This window comes from Psychrobacter sp. M4 (assembly GCF_055699795.1).
Genome location: NZ_CM146740.1, coordinates 2,184,107 through 2,202,827, shown reverse-complemented (window position 1 = coordinate 2,202,827; position 18,721 = coordinate 2,184,107). Strand labels below are relative to the sequence as shown.

Below are 18,721 nucleotides of genomic sequence, written 5' to 3'. Positions count from 1 at the left end.
AAAATGAGACTTTAGAATAAATAGGAAGGAACTTATGGAACAAAAGGTATTTTTGCAGGTTACCGCATTGGATAATGGTGTTTATCAATTGGGTCTCAACCGTCCTGAGCGTAAGAACGCCCTCAATACCGAGCTAGTAGTACATCTAGCCGATACTCTAGAGTTTTTAGTCAATACAGAATCGGCTAGAGTCATCGTTATACATGGGCTGTCAGGAGATTTCGCTGCGGGTGCTGATATTGATGAGATTGCAACATTAAGTCCAAAACAAGCGTTGCTAGATGCGCGGGTCAGTGCTTGGCGCCGTATCAGACAATGTCCAATTCCTATCATCGCCGCAGTTGAAGGCTATTGTCTTGGCGGTGGTATGGAGCTGTTATTGTCTTGCGATTTTGCTTTGGCACATATCAATGCCAAATTTGGACTACCAGAAGTCAAGCTTGGATTGATGCCGGGCGCTGGCGGTACACAAATTCTGCCAAGGCTTATTGGTAAAAACCGCGCTGCAAGAATGATATATTCAGGCGAGATTATGCCAGCGTCTACTATGGCCGAGTGGGGTGTGGTGACTGATTTAGTGGCTGACGATGTGCTAGAAGCGGCAGTGTCGGTTGCGACTAAGATCGCTAGAAATGCGCCATTTGCTATTAGCCAAGCCAAGCAATCATTGAATAACTCAGTAGAGATGGGTCTTGAGACGGCCATGAGTTTTGAGCGCCAAGCTTTTTCTATGTTGGCCTCTACGACTGATAAAACAGAAGGCATTACCGCTTTTAAAGAAAAAAGGCACGCCAAATTTACGGGAAATTAATTATGAAAAAGGACTCAGTAGCAAAATCGAAAGAGCTGACAAATGATATAAAAACTATCCTAGAAAAATATGAGCTGGTAAACGTCAACAAACACGACTTTGGTGTTTATCAGCTATCTTTAAATAGACCTAAAGTGCTCAACGCTCTAAACGATGAATTGATGCGTCAGCTAAGTGACGTGATTACTCTACTGCAAAACCATGAAGCGCGTTGTTTTGTATTAACAGGTAGTCAAAAGGCCTTTGCTGCTGGCGGCGATATCAGTGAGATGAGCGGTAAAAGCTACGCGCAAGTGACCGAGGAGCAGTATGTAACTTCGATATGGTCAAAACTTGAGCAGCGTCATATTCCTATAGTAGCTGCTGTAAATGGCCTAGCACTAGGTGGCGGCTGTGAGCTTGCCATGCTGTGCGACATTATAGTCGCAGGTTACAGCGCAACTTTTGGGCTACCTGAGGCAGGTTTAGGTATTATCCCTGGTGCCGGGGGTACGCAGCGGCTCATACGAGCAGTAGGTAAAGCCAAAGCTATGGATGTCATATTAAGCGGTAAGACACTAACTGCGATAGAAGCCGAGCGTAGCGGCCTAATCTCACGAGTTATTGATGACGATAAAGTGCTTGCAGAGGCATTGTATATCGCCAGTAACATCGCTAAGCGCTCCAAACCTGTAATTAGCATGGCCAAAAAAGTAGTGGATTATGCTCATGAGTCCAGTTTGAAAAATGGCATGCAATATGAGCAGCAAAACTTTTATGCCACCTTTGCCTTAGAGGATCAAAAAGAAGGCATGCAGGCTTTTTTGGAGAGACGCAAACCGAATTGGCAAGATAAGTAATCAAGGATAACTCATTGAGAATAAGCAACTGAGAATAAATAGCTATGGACATCGCTAAGCTCATTAATCAGCCTTTTATGCATCCTGATACCGCACAGGACTTTTCTGCGCGCCTGTTTGTACAGGCAATGCTAGATTTTGAGTTGGCCATTATCGCCGCTCGAGAACAGCAAAACCTCATTCCTACAGGTACGCTTCAGCAGTTTAAGCAAGTGCTAGCAATAGGCAACTTTGATATAGAAGCGATTGGTGCACAGACTTATCTTGGTGGTAACGCTGCTATTCCCTTTGTTAAAGAGGTCAAAACCTTACTGCCAAAAGAGCTAAAGCCTTATTTCCATCAAACGGTGACCAGTCAAGATGTTGTTGATACGGCGATGATGATGATGTTAAAACCGGTACTCAAGCGTATTAATCAGGATTTACTTGAGATTTTACAAGCATGTTCGTTATTGATTGAGACTCACCAAGCCACGCCGATGACTGGCAGAACGTTATTGCAGCAAGCACTGCCAATTACTTTTGGAGTAAAAGTTGCTCAATGGGTGTCCTCACTAACCACCGTTTTGCCAAATTTGCAGCGTTTGGAGCATGAAGGTTTGTACTTGCAGTGGGGCGGTCCTGTTGGGGTAAGCGATGCAGAAAATGAGCACTATGAATTGCCTAAGCAGGTAGCAAGCTTGCTGGACTTATCATTACCGTTGCTGCCTTGGCATACCAATCGCCAGCCCATTCATGCGCTAGCTTCTGCTTTAGATGCATGCGTCAGTGCGATGGAAAATATCGCCCAAGATATTGCTTTGATGAGCCAATCCGAGCTTGGGGAGGTGGCGGAACCTGCTATAAAAGGCATGGGCGGCTCTTCATCGATGCCGCACAAACGTAACCCAGTACTGTGTGCGCTAATCAAAACCGCTGCTTTAAGAATGCACGGGCATTTGAGTGTGATCAGCAATACTACTGCGCAGCCGTTTGAGCGCGGGCTTGGTGAGTGGCACGCTAGTTGGACACCTCTAACAGAAGGCATGGCTTTGGTTGCAGGCGCTGCATTTTATCTAAAGACTTTATTGCAAGGGTTACAAGTCTATCCTGAGCGTATGGCAGCCAATTTAGACTTAAATAGCGATGCTTATTTGGTTGAGCCATTAAAAAGTTATTTTGCAGACTATCAAAAGCAAGTTTATCCTTTAATAGAGCATGCCGGTCAACAAGCCCACAAAGAGCATAGAGGCTTTGTGCAAACTTTTTTAGAGTTAGTAGAAAAACAGTCTATAGAGCTCAATAGCGATAATAAGTTTACAACAATCCTATCGCCTTTAACCTACTGCGGTGCTTCAAGTAGACAATGCCAAGCAGTGCTACAAGCTATTGCGACTTTAACTCAAAGTTTGAACAGTAGAGAATAAAAAGCTAACTTTGAGTTATAGAGGAATAGAGGGTAGAACAATCAGATAAAAGCCAAATCCATTAAAAGATTAAGGTTTTATCGAGCTAAGGTGTTGACAAAACCTTTAAAAGGGTACAAATTAATTTAGTACACAAGCAAATATCAAAATTATTAACCATCAAAAAAGGATTTATGATGATAAAGATGCTGCCACTAAGTATGGCACTAGCCGCTTTGATAGGGCTTGCTGGTTGCTCGCCTGCCAATGATACAGCGAATGACGCTACTACTGCTAGTGAAGAGCCCACCATACTACGTTTTGCGCACTTTTGGCCAGCGACCGCTGCAACCCATACCGATGTCTTTGAGCCTTGGGCAAGACAGATCGAAGAGGAGTCCGGTGGTAGATTAAAAGTTGAGATTTACCCTTCAGCCACTCTAAGTAAGCCTGATTCTACTTATAGCGCTGTTGCCAGTGGTACTGTTGATATAGGGTCACAGCTGCAAGGCTATACTAATGGCCGCTTTCCTCTTACTCAAGTCGCAGAGCTTCCTGGGCTTTCCAATTCAGCCACGCAAATGAACTGTATGCTGCAAACCTTGTATGATGATGGGGTGATAGCGGGCGAATATGATGATACGCATTTGCTGTTTATGATGGGTACAGGTCCCGGCGGTATGCATACGGTAGATCAGCCTATTCAAAAGCCCAGTGACCTACAAGGCTTACGTATGCGCCGTCCCTCAGCGATTGCTGGAGATATTATCGAAGCCGCTGGTGGCACCCCTGTTGGCTTACCGGCTCCTGATATTTATACTTCTTTGCAGCGCGGGGTATTGGATGGGGTGAGTTTGCCATGGGATGCTACTGGCTCTTTTAGACTAATTGAGCTGACCAATACGCATACCAACATCCCTTTTTATAGCTCAGCCATTATGGTGACGATGAATAAAGACAAATATGAAAGCCTGCCTGACGATCTAAAAAAAGTCATTGATGATAATTCTGGTAAAGCCATGGCAGCGGTTGCTGGAGAAGTATTCGATGCCGAAGACGCCAAGTTTATGGCTGAGGCCGAAGCTAAAGGCGATACCATAATAGACATTCCTGATCCGTTAAATGATCCAGACTGGCAAGAACCGCTAGAAGCAGGTATTCAAAAATATTTAGCCGATACCGAAGCTCTTGGACTGGACGCACAAACGGTTTATCAAAAAGCCCAAGAAGCCAGTGCAGCTTGCAAGGCTTAAAGAAGCACATGTGCTTTTTACTGATCAATGAAGTTAATTTATTTTAACAATGATATTAGTAGCACCTAAATGTTAACGTACTAACTTTATTTAGTACTAAATAGCAAAGGATAGACATGACATATCTAACGACAAAGTCACATCTTATCGCTTATCAAGACAGCGGCGAGATTTATTTGCCAGCCTTGATTATGGCACATCCTTTGGGCATGAGTCGTGCGGTTTGGGACGAGATATGTGACCGACTGCATGGACATTACCGATGTATCCGCTGGGATTTGCCGGGGCATGGTAGCAGCGGGGAAGCTGCAAACGATTTAACTATCCCTATGCTTGCCAAAGACGTGCTAGATTTAGCTGACGCTTTACAGATTGAGAACTTTAGTTTTATTGGCACCTCAATTGGCGGCGCTATTGGTCAAAGCTTGTGTCAGATGGCAGCAAAGCGGTTAGATCAAGTTTGGCTCACCAACACAGGCGCGGTAATCGGTACGAAAGAGGCATGGGCAGAGCGTGCCAAAAGTGTGCGTCAATTGGGATTAGCGCAGATGGCTGAAAATATCGTCGCGCGCTGGTTTGCGCCAAATTTTGCCAAGCAGCATCCTGAGATTGTACAAGGCTGGCAAGTACAGTTATCACGCAATGATAATGAGAGCTATGCCAAGCTTTGCGAAGCACTAGCAGAGGTTGATAACCGCGACAAACTCATAAGTTATGAGGGTCAGATCAATCTGCTGGCTGGTGCAGAGGATGTATCTACGCCGCCTGCAACCTTAGAAGCTTTACAAAGCGCATTTTCCGACGCTCATTTAACCGTATTTGCAAATGTAGGTCATGTGCCGTCAATTGAAGCCCATGAGCAATTGGTCGAGTACATACAAACCAACACTGCACGTGCGACTGTTGGGCAAACTGGCATTAGTTATGAGCAAGGGCTTGTGCAACGTAAACGCATTCTTGGCGCGGCACACGTTGAAAAAGCCTCCAAAAATGCCACCACTCTAGATCAGCCGTTTCAGCAGTTTATTACCCGTAACGCTTGGGGCGAGCTGTGGGGCGATCCTAGTCTCACCGTGCAGCAGCGCAGTATGGTCACTACCGCTATGCTGGCAGCGCTTGGGCGTGATGGCGAGCTAGGACTGCATTTGCGCACTGCCAAGCGTTTGGGGATCAGTGAGGCGCAGTTACATCAAGTACTCATGCATGTGGCGATTTATGCTGGCGTACCTGCTGCCAATCACGCTTTTTCTTTAGCTAAAGATAATGGCTGGGGCGAGTCGATATCACAACATCAAAGCTGAAGTAGCTGCAAAATAACAGTAATTAGAGTGTTGAAGTAGTATCAAAGGACTGAGATATTAAGCGTTTTTGATGCTTTAAACCTTTTATAGAAATGGAGATTCTTCTTATGAGTCAAAACTACCCTTATTTTGTTGCTCGTAATCGCTCATGGCAACCTGCGCAATATACTCCCAGTTATAAAACATCGATAACGCGCTCGCCGCGTCAAGCCTTGGTGAGTATTCAAAACGCCAGTCCTTCAGAGCGCAGCGGTCCTACTTTTAACGATCTAGATATGGGGCCGCATGATAATGATTTATTAATGAATTTTCGCGCTGAGGGCACGCAGGCGGGTTTGCCGATTGGCGAGCGTATCATTATGCATGGCCGTATCATTGATCAGTTTGGCAAACCTGTACCCAATACCTTAGTTGAGATGTGGCAGGCCAATGCTGGCGGTCGTTACCGCCACAAAAAAGACGGCTATCTGGCACCATTAGATCCCAATTTTGGCGGGGTTGGCCGCTGTCTTACCGACGCTGAGGGCTACTATCGCTTTCGTACCATCCGACCAGGGCCATATCCGTGGGGCAACGGTATTAACACTTGGCGTCCAGCGCATATTCATGTATCCGTAATGGGGCCTTCAATCTCAACTCGCCTCATTACTCAGATGTATTTTGAAGGTGATCCTTTGGTCCCACTGTGCCCAATCGTGCAAGTACTAAAAGATGCTGATGCGGTTGAAACTATGATTGCCCGCTTAGATATGTCAATGAGCCGGCCGATGGATTGTCTTGCGTATCGCTTCGATGTAGTGATTCGCGGCGCCCTGCAAACCTATTTTGAGGAGTAAAACATGTATAGCCAATATAAATTATCGCAAATACCGCAGCTACTTCATGAAACCGCCTCACAAACGGCAGGGCCCTTTGTACATATCGGTTTAGCTTTAGAGATTGCAGGTTTTGAATCAAGGCCGGACGAGATTTGGCAGGACTTAGCCAAAGAAGGCGCTACAGGTGAGCATATCGAACTGGTCGGCTGTGTCTATGATGGCAATGGTGATCTGGTGCATGACGCTTTAATTGAGATCTGGCAAGCGGATAGTCAGGGCAACTATATTAGTGAATTCAATAATAAACAGCCCTTTAGCGGCTTTGGCCGTAGTGCCTGCGCGGCTGATGGCGAGTTTAAATTTAATACTATTAAACCTGGAGCTGTTGACTTTAATGGCACGCTAATGGCACCGCATGTCAATATCGCTATTTTCGCTCGTGGTATCAATATTCACCTGCAAACCCGCGCTTATTTTGCTGATGAGCAAGAGGCTAACGACAAGTGCCCCATCTTAAATAGCGTGCCATCACCCATACGCCGAAAGACACTGATAGCAGCAAAAGAAGAAGGTGATGACAAACCGCGCTATCGCTTTGATATTCGTTTGCAAGGTGAGAACGAGACGGTGTTTTTTGATTTTTAAAAGCTAGATTTGGCTTTTGAGAGTGAGACGTTTTATCGAATTTAAAAGGATTTTATTAGATATAGCGAGGGATACGATGACAGAAATAGAAGAAACTAACCATAAAGCGCCTACAAAAACACAAGTGGCGATTATCGGTGCTGGCCCATCAGGGCTACTGCTTGGTCAACTATTGACCAAAGCAGGTATTGATAACGTTATTTTAGAGCGGCAAACCGGAGAATATGTGTTGGGACGTATCCGTGCTGGCGTGTTAGAGCAGGGCACGGTCAATCTAATTCGGGAAGCAGGTGCTGGCGCGCGGATGGATAAAGAAGGCCTGATCCATACCCATACTGACTTTAGTTTTCAAGGTGAGCACTATCAGCTCGATATAGAAAAATACAGCGGCGGCAAACACGTGGTGGTTTACGGTCAAACTGAGGTGACGCGTGATTTGATGGAAGAGCGCGAAAAAGCAGGAGCTATCACTATCTATGAAGCCGATAGCGTTAAACTGCATGATATTGAATCGAATCAGCCTTATGTTACCTACCAGCATAACAATGAGTTGCACCGTCTAGACTGCGACTATATCGCGGGCTGCGACGGCTTTCATGGGCCGTCACGTAAAGCGATACCCTCTAATAAGATTGAAGAGTACGAAAAGGTTTATCCCTTTGGCTGGCTAGGTCTTATGAGTGATACGCCGCCGGTCAATGATGAGCTGGTTTACTGTGCTCACGAGCGCGGTTTTGCCCTGTGCTCCATGCGCTCGCCAACCAGAAGCCGCTATTATATCCAAGTGCCTGATACTGACAAGATTGAGAACTGGACTGAAGAGAGGTTTTGGAAAGAATTAAAGCGCCGCATACCACCTGAGATGGCGGAGCGTTTAGTCACCGGTCCTGCTTTGGAGATGAGCATCGCGCCGCTGCGCTCTTATGTATGTGAAACTATGCAATACGGTAAACTATTTTTACTTGGCGACTCCGCGCACATTGTGCCACCAACGGGCGCTAAGGGTTTGAACCTCGCTGCCAGTGATGTCGATACCGCTTATCGTTTGTTCGTCAAAATATACAAGGAAGATCGCACTGATCTAATTCCCCGTTATCAAGAAATCTGTTTGGCGCGCGTTTGGAAAGCAGTACGTTTTTCGTGGTGGATGACGATGCTATTACATCGTTTTGAGAGCGGCGGGCGTTTTGATTTTCGAGTACAACAAGCTGAGTTTGATTACTTTATCCACTCTGATGCCGGCAAAACCACTATCGCTGAGAACTACGTTGGCCTACCTTTTGAGGCGTTAGAGTAGAGGGTAACTATCAATACTATCAATGACGAGCTATTCTTATTTTAAAGTTAAAGCTATTTAATTTTCATACTGTTATTTTCATAGGTTGTTAAAAGGATTTGTTATGAAAAAGGATTTTCTAAAAAAGACTATAACAGCAGGCATTGTATTGACTGCTACGTTTGGCTCTATAGGTTGCTCGCAATCTAATGATGCCAATGAAACGGCTGCTGTGTCCACAGATGAGGTCACCACGCTTAGGTTCTCGCACTTTTGGCCGGCTACGGCAGCATTGCATACCGATGTGTTTGAGCCTTGGGCTAGAAAAATAGAGGAAGAGTCAGATGGCAGACTCGAAGTTGAGATTTACCCTTCAGCGACTCTAAGTAAGCCTGATATCACTTATGATTCGACGGCTAAAGGTACAGTTGATATAGGAGCGCAAGTGCAAGGCTATATTAGTGGCCGTTTTCCCTTGACTGAAATTACCCAGCTGCCGGGTCTTTCAAGCTCAGGCACTCAATTAAGCTGTATGCTGCAAACCTTGTATAACGATGATGTGATAGCAAGTGAGTATGAAGATACCCATCCGCTATTTATGATGGCCTCAGGGCCTGGCGCTTTTCACACTATCGATAAACCTATCCGAGTACCAGAAGATCTTGAGGGCATGCGTATTCGTCGCCCATTAGAGATAGCGGCTAATATTATCGAAGCGGCAGGGGGTACGCCAGTTGGTATGCCGGCCTCTGATCAGTATACTTCTTTGCAACGCGGTGTCATAGATGGGGTGAGCACGCCTTGGGATGCAGCAGGGGCTTTTAAGTTGGCTGAATTGACCAATACCCATACGACCATGCCTCTATATGGCTCGGCTTTACTTGTGACGATGAATAAAGATAAATATGAAAGCTTACCCGATGATCTAAAACAAGTTATCGATAATAATTCAGGTATGGAGATGGCAAAGACTGCTGGTAACTTATTTGATAGCGAGGATGTTAGAGTTATAGCTGAGGCTCGTGCTCGCGGTGATACGATGATAGAGATTCCTGACCCCTTAAATGATCCAGCTTGGGGCGGTATACTCAAGACCGAGATTCAAAATTACTTAGATAATCTTGCAGCCCAAGGGCTCGACGCGCAAGGTGTCTACGAACAAGCGCAAGCAGCTAGCGCGGCTTGTAAAACTTAAAGCATTATACAGCTAGCCTGAAAAACATTCGCCATTAATAAAAGTTATGGAGGACATATGGACAATACTGCAGAAGATATTTTTGCCTCAAAAGTGACGCCACCAGCTTATAGTGACATTGAATGGAAGGCGAGAGTAGAGTTGGCACTTTGCTACAGAATGGTGGATTATTATGGCTGGACGACCCAAGTCTATAATCATATTTCCTATCAAATACCGGGTACCGAGCACTTACTCATTAACGCTTTTGGACTATTATATAGTGAGATTAAACCCTCAAATCTGGTAAAAATTGACTTTGAGGGTAATAAAATTGATGACTCGCCTTATCCTATCAATAAAGCGGGCAGTGTTATTCATACCGCTTTGCACAAAGGCCGGCCCGATGTGCACTGCGTTATGCATACCCATAACTCTGATATTCAAGCGATAAGCGCTCTTGAATGCGGGTTTATACCTTTGTACCAAGAAGCTTTTATGTTCTATGAGCGTATCGGCTACCACGACTTTGAAGGCATTGTATTGGATCAAAGCGAACAGCAAAGACTAGTAGAATCATTAGGCCCAACCAATCATACCTTGATGCTCAATAATCACGGCGTTGTCACTACCGGTCCTGATGTCGCTTGGACGTTTATGAGAATGTACCAAATCATTCAAGGCTGTCAAGTGCAGCTCAAGGCTATGGCATCTGGAGGTAAAATAATAAAGGTTAGCGAAGATGCTATGAGAAAAACCAGAGAGCAGTTTGAAGGTGGAGACGCGCAAGCTGGCGCTCAAGTAAGACTACCTGAATGGCCTGCCTACTATCGCTTGATGAGTAGGCTTGATCCAAACTGGGATCAGTAATAATGGGTAAGAAAAGAGGTTTTTATAGCAACCTCTCAAATATACCATCAATGTACTTTTCTACCGCATCCGTATTATTGCTGACTTGCGCATAAGTTCTTAAGCCTATGACTTGAATTTGAAAGTAGCGGGCCAGTTCAGCGGGATCTTTATCACTGCTAATTTCACCATTATCAATGGCTTGCTGAAAGGTCTTAACAAAAGAAGCTTCAACACGTTCTAAAATGCTTGTCGCGTGATTAAGCAGTTCTGGACTATCGTTTTGCGTCAACTCACCAATAGTTTTGACCACCATGCACATGCCGCTGGGTGCAGTGCCTTTACTACAAACAGTGACGCTATGAATAAACCGTTTTAGGCCAGCAAGCACTGTTTCTTCTTGGGCAATGCTATTGGCAAGATTCGCAGCACCTTCTTCCGCATAGCGATTTAATGCCTCTTTAAACAAATTGTCTTTATTACCAAAAGCGGCATAGATACTACCGGGGCGCATATCAACGACATCTTGCAAGTTTCTCATAGAGGTAGCGTGATAGCCCTTTTCCCAATAGAGATTTTTGGCTTTTTCGATGACATCATCACGATTAAATTTCGCTTGTGCACTCATAATTTTCACCTTAAAAGCTAGTATCTTATTAAAGATATGAGCTTATTAAAAATATAGTCTTAAAATCTGGAAAACCAAGTCACACTAATATTATTGTCAGATATTATTGGTAGCGTTAATCCTAAACAACAAAAGCATAACCATTATAACGTGCTGCTAGGATAATTTTTTCTTGCGTTATAGCTAGCCGTTCAATGCTGCAAAAAACTTATCCCAGCAGCCCTGTATTGGTGAGAACCAATTACTCTGGTTTTAGTGCCAACACTTTATCGATATCTGTCGCACTATGGCGATTTTCCAGCTGTTCCCATTCTTCACCGTGAGTACGGTTAACGATGCGGCCACGTTGTACGGCTGGTCGCGCTAAGATAGCTTTTGCCCAGCGCTGCACATGGGTGTAATCATCGACTTGCAAAAAGTCCTTGGCCTCATACTGATTACCCAACACCAAATTGCCATACCAAGGCCAAGTGGCAATATCAGCGATACTATACTCATCACCAGCAATAAATTCATTTTTTGCTAATTGCTTATCGAGTACGTCCAACTGGCGCTTGGTTTCCATTGTAAAGCGATTGATGGCATATTCAAACTTTTCGGGAGCATAAGCATAAAAATGCCCGAAACCGCCCCCTAAGTAGGGCGCAGAACCATGCAGCCAAAATAGCCAGTTAAAGACTTGGGTGCGTTTGCTGCCTTTTTCAGGCAGTAGTACGTCAAACTTTTCAGCAAGATAAACTAAAATAGAAGCAGATTCAAATACCGTTTCAGACTCAGTGCCAGAGTAATCAACGAAAGCTGGAATTTTAGAGTTAGGATTGATATCTACAAAGCCTGATGAAAACTGATCGCCTTCGCCAATATTGATCATATGGGCGTCATATTCTGCGTCTTTGCCTAATGCTAATAACTCTTCTAACATGATAGTGACTTTTTGACCGTTAGGCGTGCCCATTGAGTACAGTTGCAAAGCATGTTTGCCTACTGGTAATTCTTTCTCATGGGTAGCACCTGAAACGGGGCGGTTCACACTGGCCCACTTACCGCCACTCTCTGCATCATGTGTCCAGACTTTTGGGGGTATATATTGGTTTTCCATTATTATTCCTATTTTTATGTGTATTGTTATGTTTGGGGTTATTCAGCGTTTTTCGCAAAGTTTTGTGGATATAGGGCACGTGCAGCTGCGTCATCAAAGTCAGATTTGAACACAACGTCTTTAGCAATATTGCGCGCTCTATCTACAGCAGGACGAGCATTGATACTAGCAAACCAACGTTTGAGGTTAGGGTAGTTGTCTAACCCTTCTTCGCCCAATACAAACGTTGCCTTATCAACCCAGCCCCAAGCTGAGATATCAGCAATAGAGTAGTCGTTACCAACCAGATATTCACGGTCTTCCATATGCTTATCTAGCACCTCATAATGACGCTCGGCTTCACGAAGATAGCGATTGATCGCATAAGGAACTTTTTCGGGTGCTTTATGTCTAAAATGCACAGATTGACCAGAAAATGGACCCAAGCCTGTCGCGATAAACATCAGCCATGACAGCATCTCGCCTCTATCTTCTGGCTTTCCTGCCAGCTTGCCTGTCTTTTCAGCCAAGTACATCAAGATAGCCGTCGAATCAAAGACACGGTTGCCATCATCTTCGATAGCGGGCGTTTTACCATTCGGGTTGATAGCGCGATACTCAGGCGTATGTTGCTCACCTTTCATCGTATCTATTGGCATTAATTCGTACGCTAACCCCGTCTCCATCAGATAAAGAGCTACTTTCATAGGGTTAGGTGTTTGGTGAAAATAAAACTTAAGCATAGTAGTATCCTAAACAACATAAAGGGTTTGAGGGTAAGTCTTAAACCACTATAAACAAAAATGAACGACCGTTCAAGTATGGTTTGAGTAGTTGTTCATGCCACTAAAGTTAAATATATAAAGATTGCTTACTAAGCAGATTTTTGTGCTCGTAATAATAAGGCAAGTCCAATGGCGACAAAGGCAGCAATGCCAGATACCAGATAACTAATGCTAAAGTCTCCCGTGATTTCTGCAAGATAACCCGCTGCTACTGGTCCAAGAGCCTGTCCACCCGAAAAGGCAAAAGTCAGCGCCGCCAGCGCACTTGCCGCCGCTGCAGGCCCAAAATAATCGCCAGCACAGGCTGCCATAATGACAGGAACGCTCCAAACTACTAAGCCAAACAGGATAATGGACAAATACAGACCTAAGGTCCAATCGGTCAGTCCAACCAGCAGATAAGCGATGGCAAGGAAGAAGAAGGCTAGCGCGAGCCCAAGGCGTCTGCCAATGTGGTCAGAGATCCAGCCAAAGAGCATGCCTGAAAAGACACTTAGCAGACCAATCCATGCCCAAATACCACCCGCGGTTGCTTCACTCAGCTGATACGAACCCACCATGCTAGTCACGATAAAGGTCACATAGACCATATAAGTGGCACCATAAATAGCAAAGATAATGCCCAAATGTACGAGCAGTTTGATATTAGCGCGTTCTAGTTTTTTCTTATTTTTGATAGGTGAGGTAGGCAGACGTCCAAAAGGATTTTGATTGACATCGTCTGGATGATTGCGGATCAAAGTAAAGGTAAGCCAAGCCACCACAATATTAATAAGGGCAAAAATCAGCCAGCCTGTCTGCCAAGAAAGTAAACCAGAGATGGGTAAGAGTTTTGGAACCACAAAGCCCGATAGAATAATGCCAAACCCGGGGCCAGCCATGACCAGTCCTAAGGCAAGTCCGCGATGCGACGGGAAAAACCAATGCGACATAACGCTCATCATCGGTAAGACCACGCCACCGCTACCAATGCCAGTCAATACGTAAAGTGCGCAGAGTAGGGGAAAGCTTGTGGTAATAGCCATACCAAGCATAGAGACGGCGATTAAAAGCAGGCTGGCAGTACCAGTGATTCGAGTACCAAATCGAGGTATGATTAGCGGGCTTAAAAGAACGGCAACCAGATATCCTATCAGGTTAGTGAAGCCCAATATTCCGCTTTGAGTATAATTTAATCCCAAAGAAGCCGACATCGACGGCAGCAACATACCGAACGCAAATCGACCTAAGCCAAGTCCGCAGAACATCGCTATAGAGCCTGTAGCGGCTACAATCCAAGCATAATCTAACCTGCCTAGTCTGAGCGGAGGCGTACGACCTTGGTCTTTTTGTTGGATGATTCGATCATGCATCACAGATCTCCGATAAGTCGAAGAATTTGATAGTTTGTGATATCAATCGTCATCGCGTTTAGGCCAAAGAACACTATTTCCTTATCTTGGAGTTTATCCATTTTACACTCATCCCTTTGTGCTTAGTTTCTGTAGACCTTTAAACAATTATGTTTATTATTTTTACAAAATTATGTGCTACAGAAAGGAGTATAACTCTACCTGAACGTTCGTTCAATTGATAATCAAAAAATATTTGAAATTATTTAGGACTTCTTCATTTTATTTGTTGACATCAATAAGTATGACTGGTAATTTTAGTTGAAAAGTAAAGTAATTATTCTAAGACCATGATTTTTTATACCTTTTTTCTATAGATAAAAGACGACTAACCATCAAGAAAGGATTCTATGATGAAAATGATGACACCCTTAGCCATGACTCTGGCGGTTCTACTAAGCTTTACAGGCTGCTCAAACGAACAAAGTACGGTTGTAGATAGTACAGATACTAATGGATCAGCAAATAGTAAAGAGGTAACCACATTGCGTTTCTCGCATTTATGGCCAGCTACAGCAGCTATGAATGTTGAGGCTTTTGAGCCTTGGGCAAAAAAGATTGCAGAAGAGTCTGACGGTAGACTTAAGGTAGAGATCTATCCTTCAGCCACGCTAAGTAAGCCTGATGTGACTTATGATGCGGTAGCTAACGGTACTGTCGATATAGGGTTACAGGTACAGGGTTATATTAATGGCCGCTTTCCATTGACTCAAATTGCTGAGCTGCCAGGGTTATCAGATTCTGCAGGTCAGATGAGCTGCATACTGCAAACTCTGTATGATGATGGAGTGATTGCGAATGAATACGAAGACACGCATTTGTTGTTTATGATCGGTAGTGAGCCTAGCACCATACACACTGTAGATAAACCTATACGCAAACCTGACGATATGAAAGGGATGCGTATTCGCAGGCCTTCAGCTATTGGCGGCGATATTATTGAAGCGGCTGGCGGTGCTCCTGTTGGTCTGCCCGCCACTGACCTTTATAATTCGTTGCAGCGCGGCGTTATCGATGGTATGGCTTTTCCTTGGAGTCCTACTGGATCTTTTAGGCTCACTGAGATTGTAAACACCCATACCAACATGCCTTTTTATAGTTCTGCACTGATGGTCACTATGAACAAAGATAAGTATGAAAGCCTTCCCGATGATCTCAAAGAGGTTATTGATAATAACTCTGGTACCGTGATGGCTGATATTACTGCTAATGTCTTTGATACCGAAGCGGCTAAGTTTTATGAAGAAGCCAAAGCGCGTGGAGACGTGATGATCGATATTCCTGATCCGCTCAATGATCCTGACTGGAGAGTACCATTAGAAGCGGGGACAGAAAAATATTTATCCGACGTTGAAGCACTAGGGCTAGACGCGCAAGGCGTGTATGTCAAAGCGCAACAGGCAAGCGTAGCGTGTGAATCTTAATAACTTACAAAGCTAAGTTTTATTTGATAGAGAAACAGCCCCCATAAGTTGCATAAACTTATGGGGGCTGTTTTATGAGCTATTTTTGATATGTTCTAAGCATTACGCTTTAGTCATCGCTATGCTCTAAATTGTCGAAAAGCCTTTTACTTAGCTCAAGAAAGGTTTCAATCTCTGCAGTTGAAAAGCTGGCAAACACATCTTCAAACATAGGCGCTGTTGCCTCGACGATCATGTTGACTTGAGATAGTCCTTGCGCTGTTAATTGGACTAATCTGACCCGGCCATCGCTTTTTTGTTTATAGACGGTGACTAAGCCCTCTTTTTCCATGCGCTGCACAATTTTGGTAATGGTTGGAATCTTCATTAATGCCTCATTGGCAATCTCTGAAATTGTCAACTCTGTATGTCTGCGTAGTAGCAGTCCTACCCGCCATCGGGATGCATCCATACCGACCTTTTTGAGCGTTTTTTCCATCTCTTGCGTGTACAAAGACTCTACGCGAGCTATCCAATAAAAAGGAAATTTTTGATAGTCAAATTGCTCACTATTTGGAAAGTATTTCTCTTTATTCGCCTGCATTTTCTCGTTTCCCAGTCATTTTATTTTTTTACTTGTATGATTTTTAAACAAATTTAGCTAAAGTATTTGACATTTCAACTAAATTTTAGGATACTTTTAATCAGGAGCAGTAATCAAGAAATGAGATTGAAAGGACTCAAACATGGACAGTTTTACAGTCACTTATCCATCATCAATGGCTACTGATCAGCCAACCGTTGCCATAAAAGACAGTATTGATGTCGCTGGAACACCCACGCGGCTAGGAAGTGCTGCCTGCTCTGATAATTTACCTGCCAACCAAGATTCAGCCGTTGTCAAACATCTAAAACATAACGGTTTTTCTATCACTGGAAAAACAGTAATGCACGAATTAGCCTTTGGCATGACAGGGGTTAATCACGCCTATGGTACACCAATCAATCCATTATATCCTAATCTAATCCCTGGCGGCTCATCTAGCGGCTCTGCAACAGCGGTCGCTGGCGGAGCCGTTGATGTAGCTATCGGAACCGATACTGGCGGTTCGGTACGCATGCCCGCTGCCTGCTGCGGTATTTATGGGTTTAAGCCTACTTTTGGTTTAGTGAGTCGAGAAGGGGTTTGGCCTACCGAAACTTTATTAGATTGTGTGGGTGTTTTTGCAAGAACGCCAGAATTGATCACTCAAACTATGCAAGCCATCGCACCAGAATTTAAAGCCATTGAGCTAAATCAAAATACGTTTGAATTAGGGTGGCTCACCGTTGAAGCCAATGATGACATCAGTGCTACTATCAAAAATGCTTTATTGCAATGCACAGGCATAGATCTTACTCCTGTGCATTTACCTGACTTTGATAATGCTTTTGAGGCCGGGCTGACCATTATTAATCGTGAAACTTGGCTGGCATGCAAAGATTTTTATGCGACTGGCAAACTTGGAGAGGATGTCGCAAAGCGTCTGGAAAAAGCCAGTCACACCACTGACGAAGCTGTCTTGCAAGCCAAAAAGCTACGAGCAGCATTCATTGCACAAGTAGATGCCGCTTTAGAAAAAACCCGGATTTTAGTATTGCCCACTCTGCCGCATTTCCCGATGACGCGCGCGCATGCTTTGGCGGGCGATACCGATATGACGATCTCTAAACTGGTGCGACCCTTTAATTTATCAGGGCATCCTGCGTTAAGTATGCCTTGCCCATCAACACTTGATTTGCCGATTAGTATACAGCTGGTTGGTCGCCGCGGCGATGATGCATTCTTATGCGCGTTTGCCGAGCATCTTGCCAAGCTGCTTTCTCAATAGTCAGATACTCATAGGAGTAATTACTATGAAAAATTTAACACCATTAACTGAGCATCCTAAGCTCAATGGTTTACTCGCAGACATTCGTAAGCGAGCAGATAACTTTGAAGAACAGCGCTACATCGATATGGATATTATTGAGCGTTTTAAAGATATAGGCGTGTATCGCTCTTTTGTGCCCAAGCGTTTTGGCGGCGATGAGCGTAGCCCTAGCGACTTTTTAAGACTGATTGAAACGATCTCTATGGCAGATGGCGCGGCAGGCTGGGTTGCAAGCTTTGGGATGCACCCCTTTTATTTAGGGGCATTACCTCTTGAGACTATTGAGAAGATATGGGCTGATAGTCCTGACATCGTGTTTGCTGGCGCTGTCTTCCCAGTACAACCGGCTCAAAAAACTAAGGATGGCTATACGATCTCTGGGCGCTGGAAGTTTGCCAGTGGCTGTATGGGCGCTTCATTGATGGGCGTCGGTATCAAACCTGAAGAAGAGGGGGAACTACCACGTATGGCGGTATTACCAGCGGATAAGTCTTATATCGATGAGACTTGGGATATGATCGGCATGCAGGCAACCGGCAGCCATGATATCGTTTTGGATAAAGCTCAGGTACCAGAAGAGTGGACGTTTATTCGTGGCAGCAAACCCAATTTGACCGAGCCCTTATTTAAGTACCCCACCTTATCTTATGCCACCCAAGTTCTCGCGGTAACCGCACTCGGCCTAGCTAGAGAAGCGCTAGAGATTATTAAGAATGAAGCTAAAGGCCGAAAATCCGTCACGGGTGCGCCCAATCTAGGCGAGCGTGAATACGTACAAATCGCTATCGGTAAAGCCCAAGCCAAAGTTTGTGCTAGCAAAGCTTTCTTCTATCAGGCGACTGATAATGTTTGGGAGACGATACTAGCAGGTGATGAGCCAAGCGATGAGCAAATCAATCTGCTGCGCTTATCCAGCTCGCACTTAACTCATGAATGTGTAGACGTGGTGCGCACGGTTTATGAGATGATGGGGATGACTAGCGCACAAAACAGTCATCCTATGACCCGTATCTTGCAAAATGTATCACTGGTTTCACAGCATGCGTTTATGGGGCAGATTACCTTTAGAAATGCCGGGGCAATGGTCTTTGGACATAAACCTTATCCCGGTTATATATAATTTGTGATTCAAATTTACCTAAATAAAATCAGATTTGTTTAAAAAGGAGAAA

The 18,721-nt window shown here is 44.5% G+C and carries 18 protein-coding genes; 13 read left to right on the top strand and 5 right to left on the bottom strand.

Annotation, left to right across the window (positions count from 1 at the left end; genetic code table 11):
• Nucleotides 1-34: 34 nt before the first annotated feature.
• The 10 genes from ACR63N_RS09070 to ACR63N_RS09025 all read left to right on the top strand — a co-directional run bounded on the left by ACR63N_RS09070 (nt 35) and on the right by ACR63N_RS09025 (nt 10,372).
• Complete coding sequence (locus tag ACR63N_RS09070) at nt 35-811, top strand: enoyl-CoA hydratase/isomerase family protein (RefSeq protein WP_367104135.1); 777 nt, start codon at nt 35-37, stop codon at nt 809-811.
• 2 nt (nt 812-813) lie between these two features.
• Entirely contained in the window at nt 814-1,650 is an 837-nt protein-coding gene (locus ACR63N_RS09065; protein WP_367104136.1) for an enoyl-CoA hydratase-related protein, read from the top strand.
• A gap of 44 nt (nt 1,651-1,694) precedes the next feature.
• Complete coding sequence (locus tag ACR63N_RS09060) at nt 1,695-3,056, top strand: lyase family protein (protein ID WP_367107034.1); 1,362 nt, start codon at nt 1,695-1,697, stop codon at nt 3,054-3,056.
• 176 nt (nt 3,057-3,232) lie between these two features.
• Nucleotides 3,233-4,288 carry a TRAP transporter substrate-binding protein gene (locus ACR63N_RS09055; protein WP_367104179.1) on the top strand — a complete coding sequence of 352 codons (1,056 nt, stop codon included), beginning with the start codon at nt 3,233-3,235 and terminating at the stop codon, nt 4,286-4,288.
• 116 nt (nt 4,289-4,404) lie between these two features.
• A complete protein-coding gene (gene pcaDC, locus ACR63N_RS09050) occupies nt 4,405-5,589 on the top strand; it encodes a bifunctional 3-oxoadipate enol-lactonase/4-carboxymuconolactone decarboxylase PcaDC (RefSeq protein ID WP_367107033.1) in 1,185 nt (394 codons plus the stop codon).
• 107 nt (nt 5,590-5,696) lie between these two features.
• Nucleotides 5,697-6,425 (top strand): protocatechuate 3,4-dioxygenase subunit beta, encoded by a 729-nt coding sequence (pcaH, locus tag ACR63N_RS09045; RefSeq protein ID WP_367107032.1) that lies wholly within the window; start codon nt 5,697-5,699, stop codon nt 6,423-6,425.
• Between the two features lie 3 nt (nt 6,426-6,428).
• Nucleotides 6,429-7,052 (top strand): protocatechuate 3,4-dioxygenase subunit alpha, encoded by a 624-nt coding sequence (gene pcaG, locus ACR63N_RS09040; protein WP_367107031.1) that lies wholly within the window; start codon nt 6,429-6,431, stop codon nt 7,050-7,052.
• Between the two features lie 76 nt (nt 7,053-7,128).
• The gene (gene pobA, locus ACR63N_RS09035) at nt 7,129-8,349 is read left to right on the top strand and encodes a 4-hydroxybenzoate 3-monooxygenase (protein WP_367104141.1); all 1,221 of its coding nucleotides are present in this window, start codon (nt 7,129-7,131) and stop codon (nt 8,347-8,349) included.
• 103 nt (nt 8,350-8,452) lie between these two features.
• Nucleotides 8,453-9,523: a TRAP transporter substrate-binding protein gene (locus tag ACR63N_RS09030; RefSeq protein WP_367104142.1), complete on the top strand. Its 1,071-nt coding sequence runs from the start codon at nt 8,453-8,455 to the stop codon at nt 9,521-9,523.
• 57 nt (nt 9,524-9,580) lie between these two features.
• On the top strand, nt 9,581-10,372 hold the full coding sequence (locus tag ACR63N_RS09025; RefSeq protein ID WP_367104143.1) for a class II aldolase/adducin family protein: 792 nt from the start codon (nt 9,581-9,583) through the stop codon (nt 10,370-10,372).
• 22 nt (nt 10,373-10,394) lie between these two features.
• Here ACR63N_RS09025 and ACR63N_RS09020 read toward each other — a convergent pair whose 3' ends face one another.
• The 4 genes from ACR63N_RS09020 to ACR63N_RS09005 all read right to left on the bottom strand — a co-directional run bounded on the left by ACR63N_RS09020 (nt 10,395) and on the right by ACR63N_RS09005 (nt 14,194).
• Entirely contained in the window at nt 10,395-10,979 is a 585-nt protein-coding gene (locus ACR63N_RS09020) for a TetR/AcrR family transcriptional regulator (RefSeq protein ID WP_367104144.1), read from the bottom strand.
• A gap of 241 nt (nt 10,980-11,220) precedes the next feature.
• On the bottom strand, nt 11,221-12,081 hold the full coding sequence (gene yghU, locus ACR63N_RS09015) for a glutathione-dependent disulfide-bond oxidoreductase (RefSeq protein WP_367104180.1): 861 nt from the start codon (nt 12,079-12,081) through the stop codon (nt 11,221-11,223).
• A gap of 35 nt (nt 12,082-12,116) precedes the next feature.
• Nucleotides 12,117-12,800 carry a glutathione S-transferase family protein gene (locus ACR63N_RS09010; RefSeq protein ID WP_367107030.1) on the bottom strand — a complete coding sequence of 228 codons (684 nt, stop codon included), beginning with the start codon at nt 12,798-12,800 and terminating at the stop codon, nt 12,117-12,119.
• Between the two features lie 131 nt (nt 12,801-12,931).
• A complete protein-coding gene (locus ACR63N_RS09005) occupies nt 12,932-14,194 on the bottom strand; it encodes a YbfB/YjiJ family MFS transporter (RefSeq protein WP_367104146.1) in 1,263 nt (420 codons plus the stop codon).
• A gap of 392 nt (nt 14,195-14,586) precedes the next feature.
• On the opposite strand from ACR63N_RS09005, the gene ACR63N_RS09000 reads away from it, so the two are divergent.
• Nucleotides 14,587-15,657 carry a TRAP transporter substrate-binding protein gene (locus ACR63N_RS09000; protein ID WP_367104147.1) on the top strand — a complete coding sequence of 357 codons (1,071 nt, stop codon included), beginning with the start codon at nt 14,587-14,589 and terminating at the stop codon, nt 15,655-15,657.
• Between the two features lie 109 nt (nt 15,658-15,766).
• Here the strand turns inward: ACR63N_RS09000 and ACR63N_RS08995 are convergent, their stop codons facing one another.
• The gene (locus tag ACR63N_RS08995; RefSeq protein WP_367104148.1) at nt 15,767-16,240 is read right to left on the bottom strand and encodes a MarR family winged helix-turn-helix transcriptional regulator; all 474 of its coding nucleotides are present in this window, start codon (nt 16,238-16,240) and stop codon (nt 15,767-15,769) included.
• Between the two features lie 142 nt (nt 16,241-16,382).
• Here ACR63N_RS08995 and ACR63N_RS08990 point away from each other — a divergent pair, with 142 nt between their 5' ends.
• Both ACR63N_RS08990 and ACR63N_RS08985 read left to right on the top strand, forming a co-directional pair.
• A complete protein-coding gene (locus tag ACR63N_RS08990) occupies nt 16,383-17,507 on the top strand; it encodes an amidase (protein WP_472781895.1) in 1,125 nt (374 codons plus the stop codon).
• Nucleotides 17,508-17,532: 25 nt separating this feature from the next.
• Nucleotides 17,533-18,669, top strand: a complete 1,137-nt coding sequence (locus tag ACR63N_RS08985; RefSeq protein ID WP_472781894.1) for an acyl-CoA dehydrogenase family protein — start codon at nt 17,533-17,535, stop codon at nt 18,667-18,669.
• Nucleotides 18,670-18,721 lie beyond the last annotated feature (52 nt).

Excerpts from the sequence above, each read along its gene's own strand:
- ACR63N_RS08990 (WP_472781895.1), top strand. The coding sequence starts at position 16,383 with ATGGACAGTTTTACAGTCACTTATCCATCATCAATGGCTACTGATCAG.
- ACR63N_RS09060 (WP_367107034.1), top strand. The coding sequence starts at position 1,695 with ATGGACATCGCTAAGCTCATTAATCAGCCTTTTATGCATCCTGATACC.
- ACR63N_RS09005 (WP_367104146.1), bottom strand. The coding sequence starts at position 14,194 with ATGCATGATCGAATCATCCAACAAAAAGACCAAGGTCGTACGCCTCCG.
- pobA (WP_367104141.1), top strand. The coding sequence starts at position 7,129 with ATGACAGAAATAGAAGAAACTAACCATAAAGCGCCTACAAAAACACAA.
- ACR63N_RS09000 (WP_367104147.1), top strand. The coding sequence starts at position 14,587 with ATGAAAATGATGACACCCTTAGCCATGACTCTGGCGGTTCTACTAAGC.
- ACR63N_RS08995 (WP_367104148.1), bottom strand. The coding sequence starts at position 16,240 with ATGCAGGCGAATAAAGAGAAATACTTTCCAAATAGTGAGCAATTTGAC.
- pcaDC (WP_367107033.1), top strand. The coding sequence starts at position 4,405 with ATGACATATCTAACGACAAAGTCACATCTTATCGCTTATCAAGACAGC.
- ACR63N_RS09025 (WP_367104143.1), top strand. The coding sequence starts at position 9,581 with ATGGACAATACTGCAGAAGATATTTTTGCCTCAAAAGTGACGCCACCA.
- pcaG (WP_367107031.1), top strand. The coding sequence starts at position 6,429 with ATGTATAGCCAATATAAATTATCGCAAATACCGCAGCTACTTCATGAA.
- pcaH (WP_367107032.1), top strand. The coding sequence starts at position 5,697 with ATGAGTCAAAACTACCCTTATTTTGTTGCTCGTAATCGCTCATGGCAA.
- ACR63N_RS09065 (WP_367104136.1), top strand. The coding sequence starts at position 814 with ATGAAAAAGGACTCAGTAGCAAAATCGAAAGAGCTGACAAATGATATA.
- ACR63N_RS09020 (WP_367104144.1), bottom strand. The coding sequence starts at position 10,979 with ATGAGTGCACAAGCGAAATTTAATCGTGATGATGTCATCGAAAAAGCC.
- ACR63N_RS08985 (WP_472781894.1), top strand. The coding sequence starts at position 17,533 with ATGAAAAATTTAACACCATTAACTGAGCATCCTAAGCTCAATGGTTTA.
- ACR63N_RS09055 (WP_367104179.1), top strand. The coding sequence starts at position 3,233 with ATGATAAAGATGCTGCCACTAAGTATGGCACTAGCCGCTTTGATAGGG.
- ACR63N_RS09010 (WP_367107030.1), bottom strand. The coding sequence starts at position 12,800 with ATGCTTAAGTTTTATTTTCACCAAACACCTAACCCTATGAAAGTAGCT.
- ACR63N_RS09070 (WP_367104135.1), top strand. The coding sequence starts at position 35 with ATGGAACAAAAGGTATTTTTGCAGGTTACCGCATTGGATAATGGTGTT.
- ACR63N_RS09030 (WP_367104142.1), top strand. The coding sequence starts at position 8,453 with ATGAAAAAGGATTTTCTAAAAAAGACTATAACAGCAGGCATTGTATTG.